Genomic DNA, 16,201 nt, shown 5'->3' with positions numbered 1-16,201 from the left:
TCCATTTCTGCTGCGACAATGTCGCAATCCCTTGCAGGAACAGGATCCCGGTAGAATGCCCCTCAAGGCGGAGCGCCTGCCTCTCGCGCCCGTCCCCATGACGGCCGCTCAATTCCTACGCAAGTACTCGGGTATTTGAGGCCGCCGGGACAGTCAACTGAAATTATCAGGAATTCGGCGCGCCATGATGCGCCAGGCTGTCACACTCTCATTCGCGGGCTTTTGCGGGGGCATCGGCCAGATCGCGCAGGATCGGGCAGTCGGGCCGGGTATCGCCCGCGCAGGCGGCAACCAGCGTGGAAAGCGTCGCGCGCATTTCTTCCAATGCGGCGATCTTCGCCTCGATCCGGTGCAGGTTTTCCTTCGCGACACGCTTCACATCCGCGCTGGCGCGGCTGCGGTCTTCGTAAAGCGCAAGCAGGGTGCGGCAATCATCGATGCTGAAACCCAGTGCGCGGGCGCGGGCGAGAAAAGCCAGCTTATGCAGATCCGATTCGCGAAAGGCCCGATAGCCGTTGGCATCACGCGGCGGCCGGACAAGCCCGATCTCCTCGTAATAGCGGATGGTCTTCGCCGGCAGCCCGGATCTGGCGGCAACTTCACCAATGTTCATGGCCGTTCCCCTTGCCTGTGCATTATTGCGCCGGGGCCGGAGCACCGCGCGCGGCCGGCATTTCGCGCGGCGGCTCCGATGCTGCCGCAGCGGTCGCCTGCGCAGCCAGAACCGGGCGCAGGCGGCGCAGGCGCAACGCATTGGTCAGCACGCAGACACTCGATGCGGCCATCGCCCCGGCCGCCAGCATCGGCGACAGCAGCACGCCCGCCACCGGGTAAAGCACCCCGGCTGCCACCGGAATCAGCGCGGTATTATAGCCGAAAGCCCAGCCCAGGTTCTGCCGGATATTGCGCATGGTGCGGCGGCTGACCTCGAGCGCGTTGACGACACCACCCAGATCGCCCGACATCAGAACCACATCGGCGCTTTCGATCGCGATGTCGGTGCCGCTGCCGATGGCAATGCCCACATCGGCCTCGGCCAGCGCGGGCGCATCGTTGATGCCGTCGCCCACAAAGGCGACCTTGCCTTGCCCGCGAAGTTTGCGCAGCGTCTCGACCTTGCCGTCGGGCATCACTTCGGCCTCGACAGTGTCGATGCCCAGCTCGGCCGCGATGTGCTCGGCGGTGGCACGCGCATCGCCGGTAATCATCGCCACCCGCAGCCCGCGGGCCTTGAGTGCCGCAATCGCCGGCGCAGTAGAAGGTTTGAGCGGGTCGGACACCCCGATCACAGCGGCAAGCTGCCCGTCGATGGCAGCAAAGAGCGGCGTGCGCCCGGTCTTTGCCAGCGCGTGGGCGCGGGCCTCCAGCGGCGCAACCTCAACCCCCTCCTGCGCCATGAAACGGGCCGCACCGATGCGCAGCGCGCGCCCTTCGACCGTGGCGGCGACACCCATGCCGGTGCGCGCGTCGAACGCTTCGACCTCGGGCCAGTCGATGCCGCGTGCCTCGGCCCCGCGCAGGATCGCCTGGGCGATGGGATGCTCGGAGCGCGCCTCGACCGCCGCGACCAGCCGCAGCACGGCATTGGCCTCGAACCCTTCGGCAGGGTCGAGGTCGGTCAGTTCCGGGCGGCCACGGGTGAGCGTGCCAGTCTTGTCGAAGGCCACCACTGAAACCCGATCCAGCGCCTGCAACGCATCGCCCCGGCGAAACAGGACGCCCATCTCAGCCGCGCGGCCGGTGCCCACCATGATCGAGGTGGGCGTGGCCAGCCCCATCGCGCAGGGGCAGGCGATGATCAGCACCGAGACCCCCGCCACCAGCGCCATGGTCAGCGCGGGATCGGGGCCAATCGCCAGCCAGACCGCCACCGTGACAACGGCCACGGCCATGACCGCCGGGACGAAATAGAGCGTGACGCGATCCACCAGTGCCTGGATTGGCAGTTTGGCGCCCTGGGCTTCTTCGACCATGCGGATGATCTGGGCCAGCACCGTATCGGCCCCCACGGCCACGGCGCGATAGCTCAGGCTGCCGGTGCCGTTCACCGTGCCGCCCACCAGCCGCGCGCATTCGGCCTTTTCCGCCGGCACCGGCTCGCCCGTGATCATGCTCTCGTCGACCCATGAGCGGCCCGAAATCACCTCGCCATCGACGGCGACCTTCTCGCCGGGGCGCAGACGCAGGACATCGCCGGGCTGGATCTGGTCGACCGGCACTTCGTGCAGCTTGCCGTCGCGCTCCACCGTCGCGCTGCGGGCGCGCAGCCCCATCAGCTTTTCGATGGCGGCCCCGGTGCGGCCCTTGGCGCGCGCCTCAAGCCAGCGCCCCAGCAAGATCAGCGTGACGATCACCGCCGCCGCCTCGTAATAGATGTTGCGCGTGCCTTCGGGCAGAAGCCCCGGCAGGAAGGTGGCCACCACCGAATACCCCCAGGCCGCGCCGGTGCCGATGGCCACCAGGGCGTTCATGTCGGGTGCACCACGCAGAAGCGCCGGGAAGCCCGCCCTGTAAAACCGCAGCCCCGGTCCGAACAGCACCGCGGTGGTCAGCACGAACTGGATCACCCGGTTGGCCTGCATCCCGATGGTTTCGTGAATCCACTGACCGAAGGCGGGGATCAGGTGATGCCCCATTTCCAGCACGAAAACCGGCAGAGTCAGCGCCACCGCCAGCCAGGTGGCGCGACGCAGGGTTGCAATCTCGGCCTCGCGGCGGGCGCCGGTGCTTGCGGCTGCGCCTTCTGCGCCGGTATCGCCGCTGTCACGAAGGCGCGCGGCATAGCCCGCTTCGCGCACGGCTTCGATCAGGGCGGAAGGGTCGGCCACGCCGATCACGTGGCGTATCTGCGCGGTTTCGGCGGCAAGGTTTACACTGGCCTGCACCACGCCCGGCACGGCCATCAGCGCGGCTTCGACCCGGCCCACGCAGGAGCCGCAGTGCATTCCCTCGATTTCAAGGGTCAGGTCGCCTTCGGCGGGCGGATAGCCCGCTTTGCGCAGCGCCGCGATGACGGCGCCGGGCTCGGCCCCTTCGACACGCAGCGTCTTGGCCGCAAGATTGGCGGAAACCCTGCCTGCGTCAGGAATAGTCGCGACCGCCCGCTCAACCCTGCCTACGCAACCGCCACAGGTCATGCCGTCGATCTGGAAGGTGATCGCTTCACCCGAATTTGATGCGTTACTAGTGTTCATGTGCTTCTTTGCCCCTGCCGATCTGCAGGGATATGGGCCTTCCAGCTACTGGAAGGTCAAGCCCCTGCGCGGGACGCATGTGCCTCTTCATGGGCGATCCGGTGCTCGAGCCCGGGATAGTAGAGACCCAACCCCACGGCCCGCACCGCATTCAGCACCAGAACCCCCGCCCATAACCCGTAGTTTTCGACAAAGGGGATCAGCACCATCACTGTCACGCCATAGGCGATGGCCGCGATCAGCATGGTGATGCGCATGGCGCGGGTTTCGGTCGCGCCGATGAAGATGCCATCCAGCATGTAGGCTGGCAGGCTAACCATCGTCGCGGCGACGACCCAGGGCAGAAAAATGCGCGCCTCCGCCTGCACGCCGGGTTCTTTCGCCATCAGATCGATGACCCACGGCCCACCCGCCAAGTAAGCCAGCGAAAGCCCCCCTGCCATCACCAGGCCCCACAAGCTCGAAAGCCAGGCGGCCCGGCGCAGCGAGCGGACCGACCGCGCCCCCGCCGCCTGCCCCACCAGCGCCTCGGCGGCAAAGGCAAAACCATCGAGCGCGTGCGAACTGATGTGCAGGAATTGCAGCAGCACCTGGTTCGAGGCCAGCGTCACATCGCCGAAACCGGCAGCGATGAATACAAAGCTGATGAAGCTGATCTTGAGCAGGATGGTGCGGATCATGATGTCGTTGTTCACCCGCATCATCCGCTTGAGCCGCGCGCGGTCGAACACCCGCGGCCAGTCGCGCCAGGCATTGCCCGCAAAGGCCGCGCGGCACAGCCACAGCCCGATCATCAGGCCCGAGATCTCGGCGATCAGCGTGGCGATGGCGACGCCGGGCACGCCCCAGCCCAGCCCCAGCACGAACCACAGATCGAGCGTGATGTTCAGCCCGTTGATCCACAGTTGCAGCCCCAGCACGGCGCGCGTGCGCTCGGTGGCGATCAGCCAACCGGTCACCGCGAACAGCCCGATGGTGGCAGGCGCGCCCCAGATGCGGATCGTCAGATAGCTGCGCGCCAGGTCCTCGACCTCGGCACTGGCCGGGGCCATGAGGAACGCACCGCCAATGATCGGCACCTGCAGCAAGATCAGCGTAAACCCGGCGACGAAGGCGATCATCAGTGCCCGCATCAGGATCGCGCCCGTTTCCGCCGGGTCGCGCGCCCCGCGCGCCTGTGCCACCAGCCCTGTCGTGCCCATGCGCAGAAAGGCGAAAATCCAGTAGACCGAGGTGATGACGATCGCCCCGATCCCCACGGCGCCGATGGCTGCGGCACTGCCAAGCTGCCCCACCACGCCGGTATCGACTGCGCCCAGGATCGGCACGGTGGCATTGGCCAGCACGATGGGGATGGCGATGTTCAGCACCCGCCGATGCGTCAGCGGGCCGATGGGGGATTGCGCGCGCTCAGCCATCCTTGCGCCCTGGCATGAGGAAATGCACCGTCGCCTGCGCGAAGGGTTTTGCGCGACTTTCCTGCCAGGCCTCGGCCCGCACCGAGGCATAACGCCGCCCGGCCCGGATCACGAAAGCCCGCGCACAGGCATCGGCGGGCTGGCCGGCGCGCAGATAGTCGATGCTGAAATCAATGGTGCGCGGCAAGGGCGGCAGGCTGTCGCCGCCGCCTTCGGTTCCGGTTGCGGGCAGCGTTTCCAGATCTGCCCAGATCAGGGTTCGAGACAGTTCCAACAGCGCGCTGATTTCCAGAAGTGCGGCCGTCGCCCCGCCATGCAGCGCCGGCACCATGGGGTTGCCGATCAGCTTACCCGAGAACGGCAGCACCAAGGTCAGCTCATCGCCATGCCGATCAAGCCGAACGCCCAGGAAATCCAGAAAGGGCACGCGCCCGGCCAGCGTTCCCAGAAGCGCGTCGCGGCGCAATTCCATGCGCTGGGGGTCTGCGGCCGGGGCGCTCATGATGCAGGCACCGTGGCGGGCAGATCGCGTTCGGCGGTGAAGGCCCCCGTGGCGCTGGCAACCGGGCGCGCGGCGTCTTCGTCAGTGGCCACCGCACGCACGAACACGACCGAGCGGGTGACATGATAGCATTCGGCCCGCGCGGTAATGCGCTGCCCCGGCGTGGCCGGGCGCATGTAATCGATGCGCAGATCGAGCGTCGCGGCCGCATGCACGCCCGGCACGCTCAGCACCGCGGCGCCGCCCGAGGTATCCATCAGCGCCGAAACCGCCCCGCCATGAATGACCCCGCTGTCAGGATCGCCCACAAAGCGCAAATCATAGGGCATCGACATGGTGGCCTTCCCCTCCCCGATGGCATCAAGCCGCATCCCCAGCGCACGCGCGTAGGGCAGGGTATCGAGAAATTCGCGGGCCATGCGTAATGCGCTGTCATCGCGGGTACCTTTCGGGCTCATCGGTGCATCCCCTTTCCGCCACAGTCTTCGCCGTTGCGGCAAATGGGCGCAAGGCCGATTTCGGCCGGGCAGATCACGGGCAGGGGCACCCCGGCATTCCGCCCGGTTTTACAGGCGGCAACGCCAGAGGCACCGCCCCGCGCAAAAACGGGTATGGAGCGCCGGAGGGAAAAATGATCAAAAAACTTCTTGCCTTGCCCCATGACGCTGCGTCATTTTGACCATCAGGTAAACTTTGCTTGCCTCTCGCGACCCTCAGGAGCAGATGCAGGCCCGAAAACTCAAAGTAAAACAGACGATCCGACATGACCCGACTGAGCCAGATGACGCCGACCTGTTCGCAAAAGCTTCTGACCATCCGCGAAATGTGCGACCGCTTCGATGTGACACCCCGCACCTTGCGCTTTTACGAAGCGAAGGAGTTGATCGCGCCGCTGCGCGAGGGCCAGAAGCGGCTGTACACGAAACGTGACCGCGCAAGGATGAAGCTGATCCTGCGGGGCAAGCGCTTTGGCTTCTCGCTCGAGGAAATCCGCGAGTTGCTTGAGCTTTACCGCCGCGACGACCGTGAGCTGACGCAATTGCGGCGCACCCGCGAACTGGCGCTTGAGCGCCTGTCCGACATGGAACGGCAGCGCGCCGAGCTGGACGAGGCCATCACCGAATTGAAGTCGGAATTGGCCTGGGCCACCGATGTTCTGGAAAAGGGCGACCTGGAGGCCGCCCGCGTAAGACACGCAGTGGGCTGAACGCGCCGGCACGGCCAAACGCAAGAACGGGCGCGGCGCAATTTCCGAGTCGTCAGGTGATTCCACATCACTCCAAATTGCTCTAGGCTGGGCGCAGGATTTTCCGACGCGAGGGCCCAATGCCGAAACGTCTGCGTCTGACCCGCCGCTTTCCCGTCGCGATGACCGAAGACGGCTATCGCCGGCTACGCCGCTTTGCCCATGATGCCGGGCTGGACGAGGGCGAAGCGCTGTCCTTCCTGTTCGAGAACTTCGATTCCATAACCCATCACGAAAATCTCACCCACCGGTTGCGGCTGTTCAACAGCGAACTAGCCGCGCGCAAACGCTGACCGGGGGCACGGGAGTTTCGGGCATGAGCGACGCCTATATCTTTGACTCGGTGCGCACCCCGCGCGGCAGGGGGCGGGCCGACGGCGGCCTGCACGAGGTGACGGCGCTGCGACTTTCGGCGCTGGTGCTGGATGCGCTGCGCAACCGGTGCGAAATTGCCCCCGACGCCATCGAAGACGTGATCTGGGGCAACGCCACGCAGGTGGGCGAACAGGGCGGCTGCCTTGCGCGCAGCGCCGCGCTGGCCTCGGGTTTTGCCGATACGGTGCCAGGGCTTTCGATCAACCGCTTCTGCGCCAGCGGGCTCGAGGCGGTGAACCTGGCTGCCGCACAACTGCGCGCCGGTCTGGGCGAGGCCTATGTCGCCGGCGGGGTCGAGATGCTCAGCCGCGTTCCGATCGGCTCGGACGGGGCGGCCATTGCCGTCGATCCAACGCTTGCGATGGAAAAGTGCCTTGTCCCGCAAGGCATCGCCGCCGACCTGATCGCCACCCTGCACGGGTTCGGCCGCGAGGATGTCGATGCCTATGCCGTGCAATCGCAGCAGCGCGCGGCAGCGGCCTGGGAAGACGGGCGCTTTCACAAATCGGTCGTTCCGGTGCGCGACATTAACGGGCTGATGATCCTTGATCGCGATGAACATATGCGCCCGGAAACCGACATGGCGGCGCTGGCCGCGCTCAAACCCGCCTTCCGCGAGCAGGGCGAGGGGATGCCGGGCTTCGACGCGGTTGCCCTGATGCGCTATCCGCAGCTTGAGCGGGTGAACCATGTGCATCACGCGGGCAATTCCAGCGGTATCACCGATGGTGCGGCGGGAATGCTGATCGGCACGCGGGCCTTTGGCGAACGCTACGGTCTGCGCCCGCGCGCGCGCATCCGCGCCACCGCCCGCGTCGGCACCGACCCCACCATAATGCTGACCGGCCCCGTTCCCGCCACCCGCCGCGCGCTGGAGGCAGCAGGCATGGAAATCGGGGACATCGACCTTTTCGAGGTGAACGAGGCATTCTCAGCCGTGGTTCTGCATTTTCTTCAGGCTTTCGGGGCTGACCCCGAACGGGTCAACGTGAATGGCGGTGCCATCGCGATGGGCCACCCGCTGGGGGCGACCGGCACGATGATCCTCGGCACGTTGCTCGATGAACTTGAACGCCGCGATGCCGCCACGGGGCTTGCGGTGCTGTGTGTCGCCACCGGCATGGGTGCGGCCACGGTAATCGAAAGGGTATAGGGCCATGCGGATTGCCACTGTTCGCCCCCCTGTCGTGAAAGACGCGCCATGAGCGATTTCCACTATCGCCTTGGCAAGGATGGCGTGGCCGTCATCACCTGGGACATGGCCGCGCGCTCGATGAACGTGATGACGCTGGCCGGGCTTGAAGACCTCGATGCGCTGATCGGCATTGCGCTGGACGAACCAGAGGCCAAAGGCGTCGTGATCACCAGCGGCAAGCCGGATTTCGCGGGCGGCATGGACCTTGGCGCGCTGGTCGCGCTCAGGCAGCAGGCCGGCGGCTTTCCCGCGCAGGGGCTGTTCGAGGGGCTGATGCGCATTCACCGGCTCTTTCGCCGAATCGAACAAGCGGAAAAGCCCGTTGCCGCTGCGCTGCCTGGCACCACTGCGGGCATCGGGCTCGAGCTTGCGCTTGCCTGTCACCACATCATCGCCGCCGACCGTGCCGAGGCGCGCATCGGCCTGCCGGAAATAAAGGTGGGCCTGTTTCCGGGCGCCGGGGGCACCACGCGACTGGTGCGAAAGCTGGGGCTGCTTGCCGCCGCGCCGTTACTGCTGGAGGGCGGGATGCTGCCGCCGAGGGCCGTGAAATCCCTGGGCGTGGTCGATGACCTTACCCCGCCCGAGGCGGTGCTTGAAACAGCCCGCGACTGGGTGCTTGCCGCCGGGCCCGACGAAATCACCAAGCCCTGGGACCGCAAGCGCCACCGCATTCCCGGCGGCGGGCCGTATTCTCGCGAGGGGTTCGAGCTTTTCGCCGGGGCGGCAGCCATGGTGAACGGACGCACGCAAGGTGTGTATCCAGCGGCGCGCGCAGCCCTCAGCGCAATCTACGAAGGCGCGCTGGTGCCTTTCGACACCGCACTCAGGATCGAGGCGCGCTGGTTCGTCAACACCCTGCTCCACCCCAGTGCCGAGGCGATGATCCGCACGCTGTTTCTGGACAAGCAGGCCATCGAGAAAGGCGCGCGCCGCCCCGCCACGCACCCCGTCGGCAAACCCGTAAAACGGCTTGGTGTGCTCGGCGCGGGAATGATGGGCGCAGGCATCGCCCATGTCGCGGCGCGCGCCGGTGTCGAGGTGGCGCTTCTGGATGCCGACGCGGAAGCGGCAGAGCGCGGCAAGGCAGCCTCGGCGCGGCTGACCGAACAGGCGGCAAGACGCGGCAGCCTCAATCCGGGGGCCGCCGAGGCCGTGCAGGACCGGATCACCCCCGGCACCGATTACACCGCGCTCGCCGATTGCGATCTGATCATCGAGGCCGTGCCCGAAGACCCCGGCCTGAAGGCGCGTGTGCTGGCACAGGCCGAGGCGGCCGCCGGGCCTGACTGCGTGATCGCCAGCAACACCTCAACCCTGCCGATCACCGATCTGGCGCGCGCCTTGCAGCGGCCGGGGCGATTCCTGGGGCTGCATTTCTTCTCGCCCGTGGAAAAGATGCTCCTGATCGAGGTGATCCGGGCCGGAGAAAGCGGCGACGCTGCGGTGGCGCGGGCGCTCGACTTCGCAGGGCAGATCGGCAAGACGCCGATCCTGGTGCGCGATGCGCGGTTCTTCTATGCCAACCGCTGCATCATTCCCTATCTCCACGAAGGGTTGCGGCTGCTGGATGAAGGGGTGGCGCCTGCCCTGATCGAGAACGCCGCCCGGCTGACAGGGATGCCTGTGGGGCCGCTGCAACTGCTCGATGAAGTGTCCATCGAGCTGGCTGCGGGCATCGCCCGCGCAACCCGCGCGGCAATGGGGGCACGCTACCCGGACGCAGCCGCGGATCGCATCCTGTCCGCCATGCTCGACGCAGGCCGCGCCGGGCGCAAGGCGGGCGCAGGCTTTTACGACTATGACACGCGCGGCAAACGGCAGGGCCTTTGGCCGGGGCTTGCAGAACTGGCCGGAGGGGCACGGGTGGACCCCGACCTGGCAGAGGTTAAGGACCGGCTCCTGTTCGTGCAGGCACTGGAAGCCGTGCGCGCGCTGGAGGATGGCGTGCTTGAAGACATCCGCGAAGGTAACCTTGGCGCGGTGCTGGGCTGGGGGTTCGCGCCGTGGTCGGGGGGGCCGTTCTCGTGGCTCGACATGCAGGGGATCGACACGGCACTGGCCCGAAGCGAGACATTGCAGGCCACCCACGGCCCGCGCTTCACCCCGCCGAAACTTCTGCATGACATGGCCCGCGACGGGCGGCAGTTTCACGCACCATTGGCGGGGCAAGGCGCCGCCTAACCGAAGGAATACCCAAAGCGCGCGATATCCACCTGGCACAACTCGGCGATCCGCTCGGCATCTGCCACGCTGTAGTAGCTGCGGTAATCGCGCGGGCGGTTGGATTGATTGACCCGCTCAAGCGGCGGCAGGCGCAGGCCCAGCCGGGCCTCGACCTGGCGCAAATCGTCCTGCAGGTGCTCGAACCGCAGCCAGAGGTCGCAATGTTCCCGCCCGGCGCCGTCGCACAGGTAGCTGACATAGGGGTTGGCGCGCTGCGCGGCCCCGGTCATCGGATGCGCCAGGAATGCCGGAAAATCGCACGATTGCGCCAGCCGCACCGCCGGGTGATCGAAGCCTTGGTCACGCAGCCAGCAATAGTAGCTGACCATCCTGTCCCAGGGGTTGCGCACGATAGAAAAGATGAACATGCCGCCAAGGACCTCGCGCGTGACCAGCCCTTCGATATCAGCCAGGGCCGAATGCTTCCACAAGCGCCCGGCGGTACGCACCCCTTTCAGGCGGTGGCGGCGCCGCTGCGCCTTGGGCGTGTCGCCGATCAGGATGTCATCGGCTTTCGCCCGTGCCTCCAGCGCCAACGCCACCGCGGTTCCGCCTGTTTTCGGGATATGCACGAAAACATACCCGCGGCCCGGCGAAATGATCATCGCCCTGCCCCTCCCTGGTCATCGCGGCGCGTCGTCATCAGCATTGCGCGCGGCGCACAGGCACGCAAGCAGCGATTGTGACGCGCGGCGCGCTGGGGTATCCTGCGGCAAAAGCCGCGGCAGGCGCGGTTTCACGGCAAACGGGCAGGGCCGGATCGCCCAATGACGGCGCTCAAGAAATACGCAAAGCTGGAATGCCCCGGCCTCTGGCGGGCCTCGCCCGGGGATCAGCGGCGCGATGTCATCGTTTCGCTTGGCGAGGCCTCGCTCGTGCTATCCGACAGCCGCAGCGAAACGCCGCTGGCGCATTGGTCGCTGCCAGCGGTCCGCCGCCGCAACCCCGGCACGATACCCGCCGTGTTCAGCCCTGACATCGACGCGGCCGAGACGCTGGAACTGAACGAGCCGGCAATGATCGAGGCACTGGAAACCGTGCAGCACAGCCTGCGCCGGGGGCGGCAGGGGCTGCTGCGGTTGCGGGTGGTGCTTTCACTGGGAATACCGGCGTTCCTGTTGCTCTTCTTCGCCTTTTCGCTGCCTGACGCGGTGATCCGCCATGCCTCGTCGGTGCTGCCCCAGGCAAAGCGGGCGGAGATCGATCAGGTCATCCTCGCCGATCTGCGGCGCGAAGGGTACGAGATCTGCGCCGCGCCCGCCGGGCTGCGCGCGCTCAACCGGCTGCAGGAGCGGCTGCTTGGCCCGCGCGCGCCACGCATTGCCGTTCTGGGCGAAGGCGCGCTTTCGGGCGGGCTGGCCCTGCCGGGTGGCACCATCCTGCTTGCGCAATCGGCAATCGACAACCACGACACGCCCGAAATCGCCGCCGGGCATATCCTTGCCGCACGGATGCAGGCCGAAACCGATGCGCCCCTGCGAGCGGCCCTGCAGGCCGCGGGTCTGCGCGCCGTGGTCGTGCTTCTGACCACCGGCGATCTGCCCGAAGGCGCCCTGCGCGGACACGGCAGCACACGGCTGGCCGCCCCCACCGTCACGCCCGACCATGACACCCTGCTTGCCCGGTTCGAGGCAGCGGGGGTCGCCTCCACGCCCTTTGCCTATGCGCTCGACCCCTCAGGCGAATCCACGCTGCGCCTGATCGAGGCCGACCCCTACCGCAACGCATCCCCCCCCACGCTGCTAAGCGACGGAGATTGGGTCAGCCTGCAAGGGGTCTGTGGCGGCTGAGCATTTGGCGGGAGGAATGGCCTCACACCCCTTGGCCGCCGGTTAAATGGTGCGCCAAGCCGCGCCATCGAAAGGCCGCGGGCTGTCGATCCGGACAGCGGAACGGAGCGCTTTATCCCGGCAAACCCGCAAGACATGCAAAAAATGCGCCTGCGCCTGCCAAATCGACAGGCCGGAGGGGCGGCCTGTCGATGGCGCGGCGGGCCTGCGGCCCTTTATTCCGCGAAAATGTTTCTGGCGTTTCCCTTCCGCAAACCCCGATAACGCCCTAACGGCGGATAAACGCATCTGCGAAACCCGCCTGGCGCGCAGCCTGAAGTGCCGAGTTCAGATCGCCCTGCGCCGCAAGCGGGCCGATGGAAACCACCTGAAGGGTCTGGCCGCCCGCGCGCATCTGTCTGGTCGCCACAGGCAAGCCCATCGCCTTGAAACGCTCCGCCGTGCCGCGCGCGTTATCGGGCACACCGAAGCTGCCCACCTGCACATAACTGCCCGGGACCGAGGCTTCGGTGCGCACGGGCGCCTCGGGCACCGGCACCGTGGCCGAAGGGCTGCGTGTAGAAACGCTGGCCGTATAGGGCCGGGTGGCAGCCGGGTTTTCGACAAGCTGCGCGGGCACGGTATCGGTCCAGACGCGGCGCATCTGCGCGTCCCCCGCGGCGGTGCGCGGGCCGCGATGCGGGTTAAGCCGGTCATCGTTCCAGGCGGGCCGATAGCCTTCAGGGATCGGCCTTGGCGCAACTCCCTGCGAAACGCGCAGGGGGCTGCCCGGGCCAACACTCGGCTGCCCGTCAACGGGGTGCTCGGCCTGCGGCCCGCAGCGCACGGGTGTGGCGCCGGTGCGCGACTGCTCGCGTCCGACCGGGTCGTAATTCGGGCAATGGTCAACCGCCCCTTCGGCCACGTGAAGCGGCGCGGCCTTTGCCGGCGCAGGTGCCGGAGCCTCGAGCGCGGGGGCCGGCGCAGCCGCAGCCCGCGGTGTGGGCTGCCGGGCAGGCGCGGCCGGTGCAGGAGCGGGCACGGGATCGGCCGCCGCCGTGGTGGCAGGCGCCTCGTCCGGCACAGGCGCTACTCTCTCGTCGGGCGCGCCAGCCATCTGCACGGTGGGCACAAGCCCGCAGATCGGGTTGCGATCCTTGTCGAAGCGCGGCACCCAGTTCAGCTGCCCGCCAAAGCCTGCACGGATGAAGGCGCAGCCCGTGCTGTCAACATACTGCACACCGGTGAAGGAGCTTGGCGGCAACTCGGCCGGAACATAAGGATCACGCCCGCTCTGCGCATTGGCGGCCATGGCAGTCGTCGCAGCCGCCAGCGCGGCGAAGCCGAAAATTCGTCCGAACATCACTTTCCCCCGTGGCAATTCAGGCAAAAGCATGACGTTTGAGCGCGCTTTAGTAAAGGGGTCAGGCCGCAGCCCCGAATGCCCGCAACTCAGCGCGCCTACCGGGTGCCGTACATCCGGTCGCCAGCATCCCCAAGGCCCGGAACGATATAGCCCTGCTCGTTGAGCTTTTCGTCAAGTGCGGCGGTCACGACCGGCACGTCAGGGTGCGCTTCGGCCATGCGGCGCACGCCTTCGGGTGCGGCCAGAAGGCACAGAAAGCGGATGTTGCGTGCGCCCGACTGCTTCAGCAGGTCGATCGCCGCCGCCGAGGAATTGCCCGTGGCCAACATGGGATCGACCACGATCACCAGCCGCTCGCCCAGATCGGACGGCACCTTGTAGTAATACTGCACGGGCTTGAGCGTCTCTTCGTCGCGGTAAAGCCCGACAAAGCCGACCCGCGCCGAGGGAATGAGTTCGAGAATGCCATCGAGCAGCCCGTTGCCCGCGCGCAGGATCGACACCAGCGCCATCTTGCGGCCCGCCAGAACGGGCGCGTCCATTTCGCACATCGGGGTTTCGATGCGGCGGGTGGTCATTTCCTGCTCGCGGGTGATCTCATAGGCCAGCAAATTGCTGATCTCGCGCAGAAGCTGACGGAAAACGGCGGTCGAGGTCGCCTTTTCGCGCATCAGGGTCAACTTGTGTTGCACCAGCGGGTGGCGCACGACGGTCAGGTTATCCATGGTCAGGGGTCTCCAGTCTTTGCAGGATGCGCTCCCGCGTGGTGGCATCGCAAAAGGCCGCGCGGGCGGCCGTCCGGTTGATTTCAAGGAAACGGTCAGCCCCCCAGCCGAAGGCATCGGCAAGGCGCTGATACTCAAGGCTCAGGCTTGTGCGAAAGAACGGCGGATCATCGGTGGAAAGGGTGATCGCAACGCCCGCCTCGGCCAGTCGCGCGACAGGATGCGCAGCCCAGTCGCGATAAAGGCCCAGCGCGATGTTTGAGCCGGGGCAGACCTCAAGCACGGTGCCCGTCTCGGCCAGGGTTTCCACCAACGCGGGGTCTTCGACGGCGCGCACGCCATGACCGATCCGGGCCACGCGCAGATCAGCAAGCGCCGCGCGCACGCTTTGCGGCCCGACCCATTCGCCGGCATGAACGGTCAGGCCCAGCCCGGCCTCGCGCGCGCAGTCGAAGCCCCAGGCGAAATCGCGCAAGGCACCGCGCGTCTCGCCGCCGCCCATGCCAAAGCCCACCAGCCAGTCGCCCGCAGTTTCAGCGGCGCAAAGGGCCGCGCGCCGGGCCTTGTCGGGGCCGAAATGGCGGATGGCGGTGGCGATGCCGCGCAGGGTGATGCCGTGGCGGTGCTCGGCGTTCTCGGCGGCCTCGCGGATGGCGGCAAGGTACTCGCGCCAGGCACCCAGATCACCGCCGCCGCAAAAATCGGGCGCGATGAAACATTCGGCATAGATCACGCCATCTTCGGCGCGGGCCTCAAGCATGGCCTCGGTCAGGCGATAGTAATCCTCGGGGGTTCGCAACACGCTGGTGGCGGCCTCGTATATCCGCAGGAAGCCTTCGAAATCGTCAAAGGCATAGCGTCCGGCCTCGTCGAACACCCGCGCGAGGGTGATCTGGTGTTCAGCAGCGATGCGCCGGACCAGATCGGGCGGCGCCGCACCTTCGAGATGCAGGTGAAGCTCGACCTTGGGCAGATCGCGCATCATTGCAGAAAACTCCTTCCCGGCCCCGACAGTGCAACGCCCAGATGCGCCGCCACGCTGGCGCCCACATCGGTGAAAGCGCAAAGCCCGATCTGCCCCACCCCGGCGCCCGCCGCAAGCACCGGGACGCGCTCGCGGGTGTGATCAGTGCCGCGAAAACTGGGGTCATTGCCGTGATCGGCGGTGAAAATGGCCAGATCGCCGGGCCGCAGTGCATCGATCAAGGCGCCTGCGCGGGTATCGAACCATTCCAGCGCGCGCGCATAACCGGCCACATCGCGGGTGTGGCCGTAAAGCGAATCGAACTCCACGAAATTGGCGAAGACCAGCGCACCATCCTCGGCGGTATCGGCCAGTTGCAGCAGGGTTTCGGCCAGATCGGCATCCGAGCGGCCTTTGTGGTGGTGATCGATCCCGCGGCCCGAGAATATGTCACCCACCTTGCCCACTGCATGCACCGCCCCGCCCGCCGCCTGGACGTGATCGCACAGCGTGAGTGCGGGCGGCGGCATGGCGAAATCACGCCGGTTATGGGTGCGGGCAAAGCCCGTCGCAGCCGTGCCGGTGAAGGGCCGCGCAATGACACGCCCCACCCGCATCGCGTGCAGTTGCGGTGCCAGTGCCGCGCAAAGGTCCCACAGCCGCTGCAGCCCGAAGGCCTGTTCATGCGCGGCGATCTGAAACACACTGTCGACGGATGTGTAGCAGATCGGCCAGCCGGTGCGCAGATGCTCGGCGCCCAGTTCCTGCACGATGGGAATGCCGGCCGCATGACAATTTCCCAGGATGCCATCGGTGCCCGCCAGCGCACAGACCCGCGCCACCAGATCGTCGGGAAAGGCCGGGCGGGTGATGGGAAAACGGTGCCATTCCCAGGGCACTGGCGCGCCGGCCAGTTCCCAATGGCCCGAGGGCGTGTCCTTGCCGCGCGACACTTCGGTGGCCGCCCCCCACAGGCCCTGCGGCACGGCCCCTAACCCCGGCGCCCGCAGACCCGAGGCCAGCGCGGTCGCCGCACCGAGGCCCAGCGCATCGAGCCGGGGCATGTGCAGCGGCCCGCTGCGGCCCTCTTCGGCGCGGCCCTCGGCACAGGCCTGCGCGATATGGCCCAGCGTATTGGCCCCGGCATCGCCGTATTCGACGGCATCGGGCGCACCGCCGCAGCCCACCGAATCCATCACCACCAGGAAGGCGCGCGGCATC

Annotated in this window: 15 protein-coding genes; 5 read left to right on the top strand and 10 right to left on the bottom strand. The window is 67.2% G+C overall.

Annotated features, from left to right (window positions below; translation table 11 throughout):
* Positions 1–208: 208 nt before the first annotated feature.
* Genes cueR through DQ229_RS08305 form a run of 5 tightly spaced genes read right to left on the bottom strand, consistent with a single transcriptional unit; the run spans position 209 to position 5,572 of the window.
* Positions 209–613 (bottom strand): Cu(I)-responsive transcriptional regulator, encoded by a 405-nt coding sequence (gene cueR, locus DQ229_RS08325; protein WP_114965806.1) that lies wholly within the window; start codon positions 611–613, stop codon positions 209–211.
* A gap of 22 nt (positions 614–635) precedes the next feature.
* On the bottom strand, positions 636–3,194 hold the full coding sequence (locus DQ229_RS08320; protein WP_114965805.1) for a heavy metal translocating P-type ATPase: 2,559 nt from the start codon (positions 3,192–3,194) through the stop codon (positions 636–638).
* Between the two features lie 56 nt (positions 3,195–3,250).
* A complete protein-coding gene (locus DQ229_RS08315) occupies positions 3,251–4,612 on the bottom strand; it encodes an MATE family efflux transporter (RefSeq protein WP_114965804.1) in 1,362 nt (453 codons plus the stop codon).
* Entirely contained in the window at positions 4,605–5,114 is a 510-nt protein-coding gene (locus tag DQ229_RS08310; protein ID WP_114965803.1) for a PaaI family thioesterase, read from the bottom strand. Before DQ229_RS08310 ends, DQ229_RS08315 begins: the two co-directional genes overlap by 8 nt.
* Positions 5,111–5,572: a PaaI family thioesterase gene (locus DQ229_RS08305; RefSeq protein ID WP_114965802.1), complete on the bottom strand. Its 462-nt coding sequence runs from the start codon at positions 5,570–5,572 to the stop codon at positions 5,111–5,113. The genes DQ229_RS08310 and DQ229_RS08305 overlap by 4 nt, the downstream gene beginning before the upstream one ends.
* Before the next feature lie 305 nt (positions 5,573–5,877).
* Between DQ229_RS08305 and DQ229_RS08295 the strand changes: the two genes are divergently transcribed.
* The 4 genes from DQ229_RS08295 to DQ229_RS08280 all read left to right on the top strand — a co-directional run bounded on the left by DQ229_RS08295 (position 5,878) and on the right by DQ229_RS08280 (position 10,114).
* Positions 5,878–6,321, top strand: coding sequence for a MerR family transcriptional regulator (locus tag DQ229_RS08295; protein ID WP_238381003.1), 444 nt, complete (start codon positions 5,878–5,880; stop codon positions 6,319–6,321).
* Between the two features lie 119 nt (positions 6,322–6,440).
* Entirely contained in the window at positions 6,441–6,653 is a 213-nt protein-coding gene (locus DQ229_RS08290; RefSeq protein WP_114965799.1) for a hypothetical protein, read from the top strand.
* A gap of 23 nt (positions 6,654–6,676) precedes the next feature.
* Positions 6,677–7,888, top strand: a complete 1,212-nt coding sequence (locus DQ229_RS08285; protein WP_114965798.1) for an acetyl-CoA C-acetyltransferase — start codon at positions 6,677–6,679, stop codon at positions 7,886–7,888.
* Positions 7,889–7,936: 48 nt separating this feature from the next.
* The gene (locus DQ229_RS08280; RefSeq protein WP_114965797.1) at positions 7,937–10,114 is read left to right on the top strand and encodes a 3-hydroxyacyl-CoA dehydrogenase NAD-binding domain-containing protein; all 2,178 of its coding nucleotides are present in this window, start codon (positions 7,937–7,939) and stop codon (positions 10,112–10,114) included.
* Here DQ229_RS08280 and DQ229_RS08275 read toward each other — a convergent pair.
* Positions 10,111–10,761 (bottom strand): sulfotransferase family 2 domain-containing protein, encoded by a 651-nt coding sequence (locus DQ229_RS08275; protein ID WP_114965796.1) that lies wholly within the window; start codon positions 10,759–10,761, stop codon positions 10,111–10,113. The genes DQ229_RS08280 and DQ229_RS08275 overlap by 4 nt on opposite strands.
* Before the next feature lie 162 nt (positions 10,762–10,923).
* On the opposite strand from DQ229_RS08275, the gene DQ229_RS08270 reads away from it, so the two are divergent.
* Positions 10,924–11,946 carry a M48 family metalloprotease gene (locus DQ229_RS08270; protein WP_114965795.1) on the top strand — a complete coding sequence of 341 codons (1,023 nt, stop codon included), beginning with the start codon at positions 10,924–10,926 and terminating at the stop codon, positions 11,944–11,946.
* A gap of 268 nt (positions 11,947–12,214) precedes the next feature.
* Here the strand turns inward: DQ229_RS08270 and DQ229_RS08265 are convergent, their stop codons facing one another.
* The 4 genes from DQ229_RS08265 to DQ229_RS08250 form a co-directional block, all read right to left on the bottom strand.
* Positions 12,215–13,288: an SPOR domain-containing protein gene (locus DQ229_RS08265; RefSeq protein ID WP_114965794.1), complete on the bottom strand. Its 1,074-nt coding sequence runs from the start codon at positions 13,286–13,288 to the stop codon at positions 12,215–12,217.
* A gap of 98 nt (positions 13,289–13,386) precedes the next feature.
* Complete coding sequence (gene upp / locus DQ229_RS08260) at positions 13,387–14,016, bottom strand: uracil phosphoribosyltransferase (protein ID WP_114965793.1); 630 nt, start codon at positions 14,014–14,016, stop codon at positions 13,387–13,389.
* Positions 14,009–14,998 carry an adenosine deaminase gene (locus DQ229_RS08255; RefSeq protein ID WP_114965856.1) on the bottom strand — a complete coding sequence of 330 codons (990 nt, stop codon included), beginning with the start codon at positions 14,996–14,998 and terminating at the stop codon, positions 14,009–14,011. The genes upp and DQ229_RS08255 overlap by 8 nt, the downstream gene beginning before the upstream one ends.
* A complete protein-coding gene (locus tag DQ229_RS08250) occupies positions 14,998–16,200 on the bottom strand; it encodes a phosphopentomutase (protein WP_114965792.1) in 1,203 nt (400 codons plus the stop codon). Before DQ229_RS08250 ends, DQ229_RS08255 begins: the two co-directional genes overlap by 1 nt.
* Position 16,201 lies beyond the last annotated feature (1 nt).

Origin of the sequence: Alkalilacustris brevis (assembly GCF_003350345.1) — a bacterium.
Classification (GTDB): domain Bacteria; phylum Pseudomonadota; class Alphaproteobacteria; order Rhodobacterales; family Rhodobacteraceae; genus Alkalilacustris; species Alkalilacustris brevis.
Note: the sequence above shows the minus strand (reverse complement) of the source record. Positions and strands in the feature narration are given on the sequence as shown.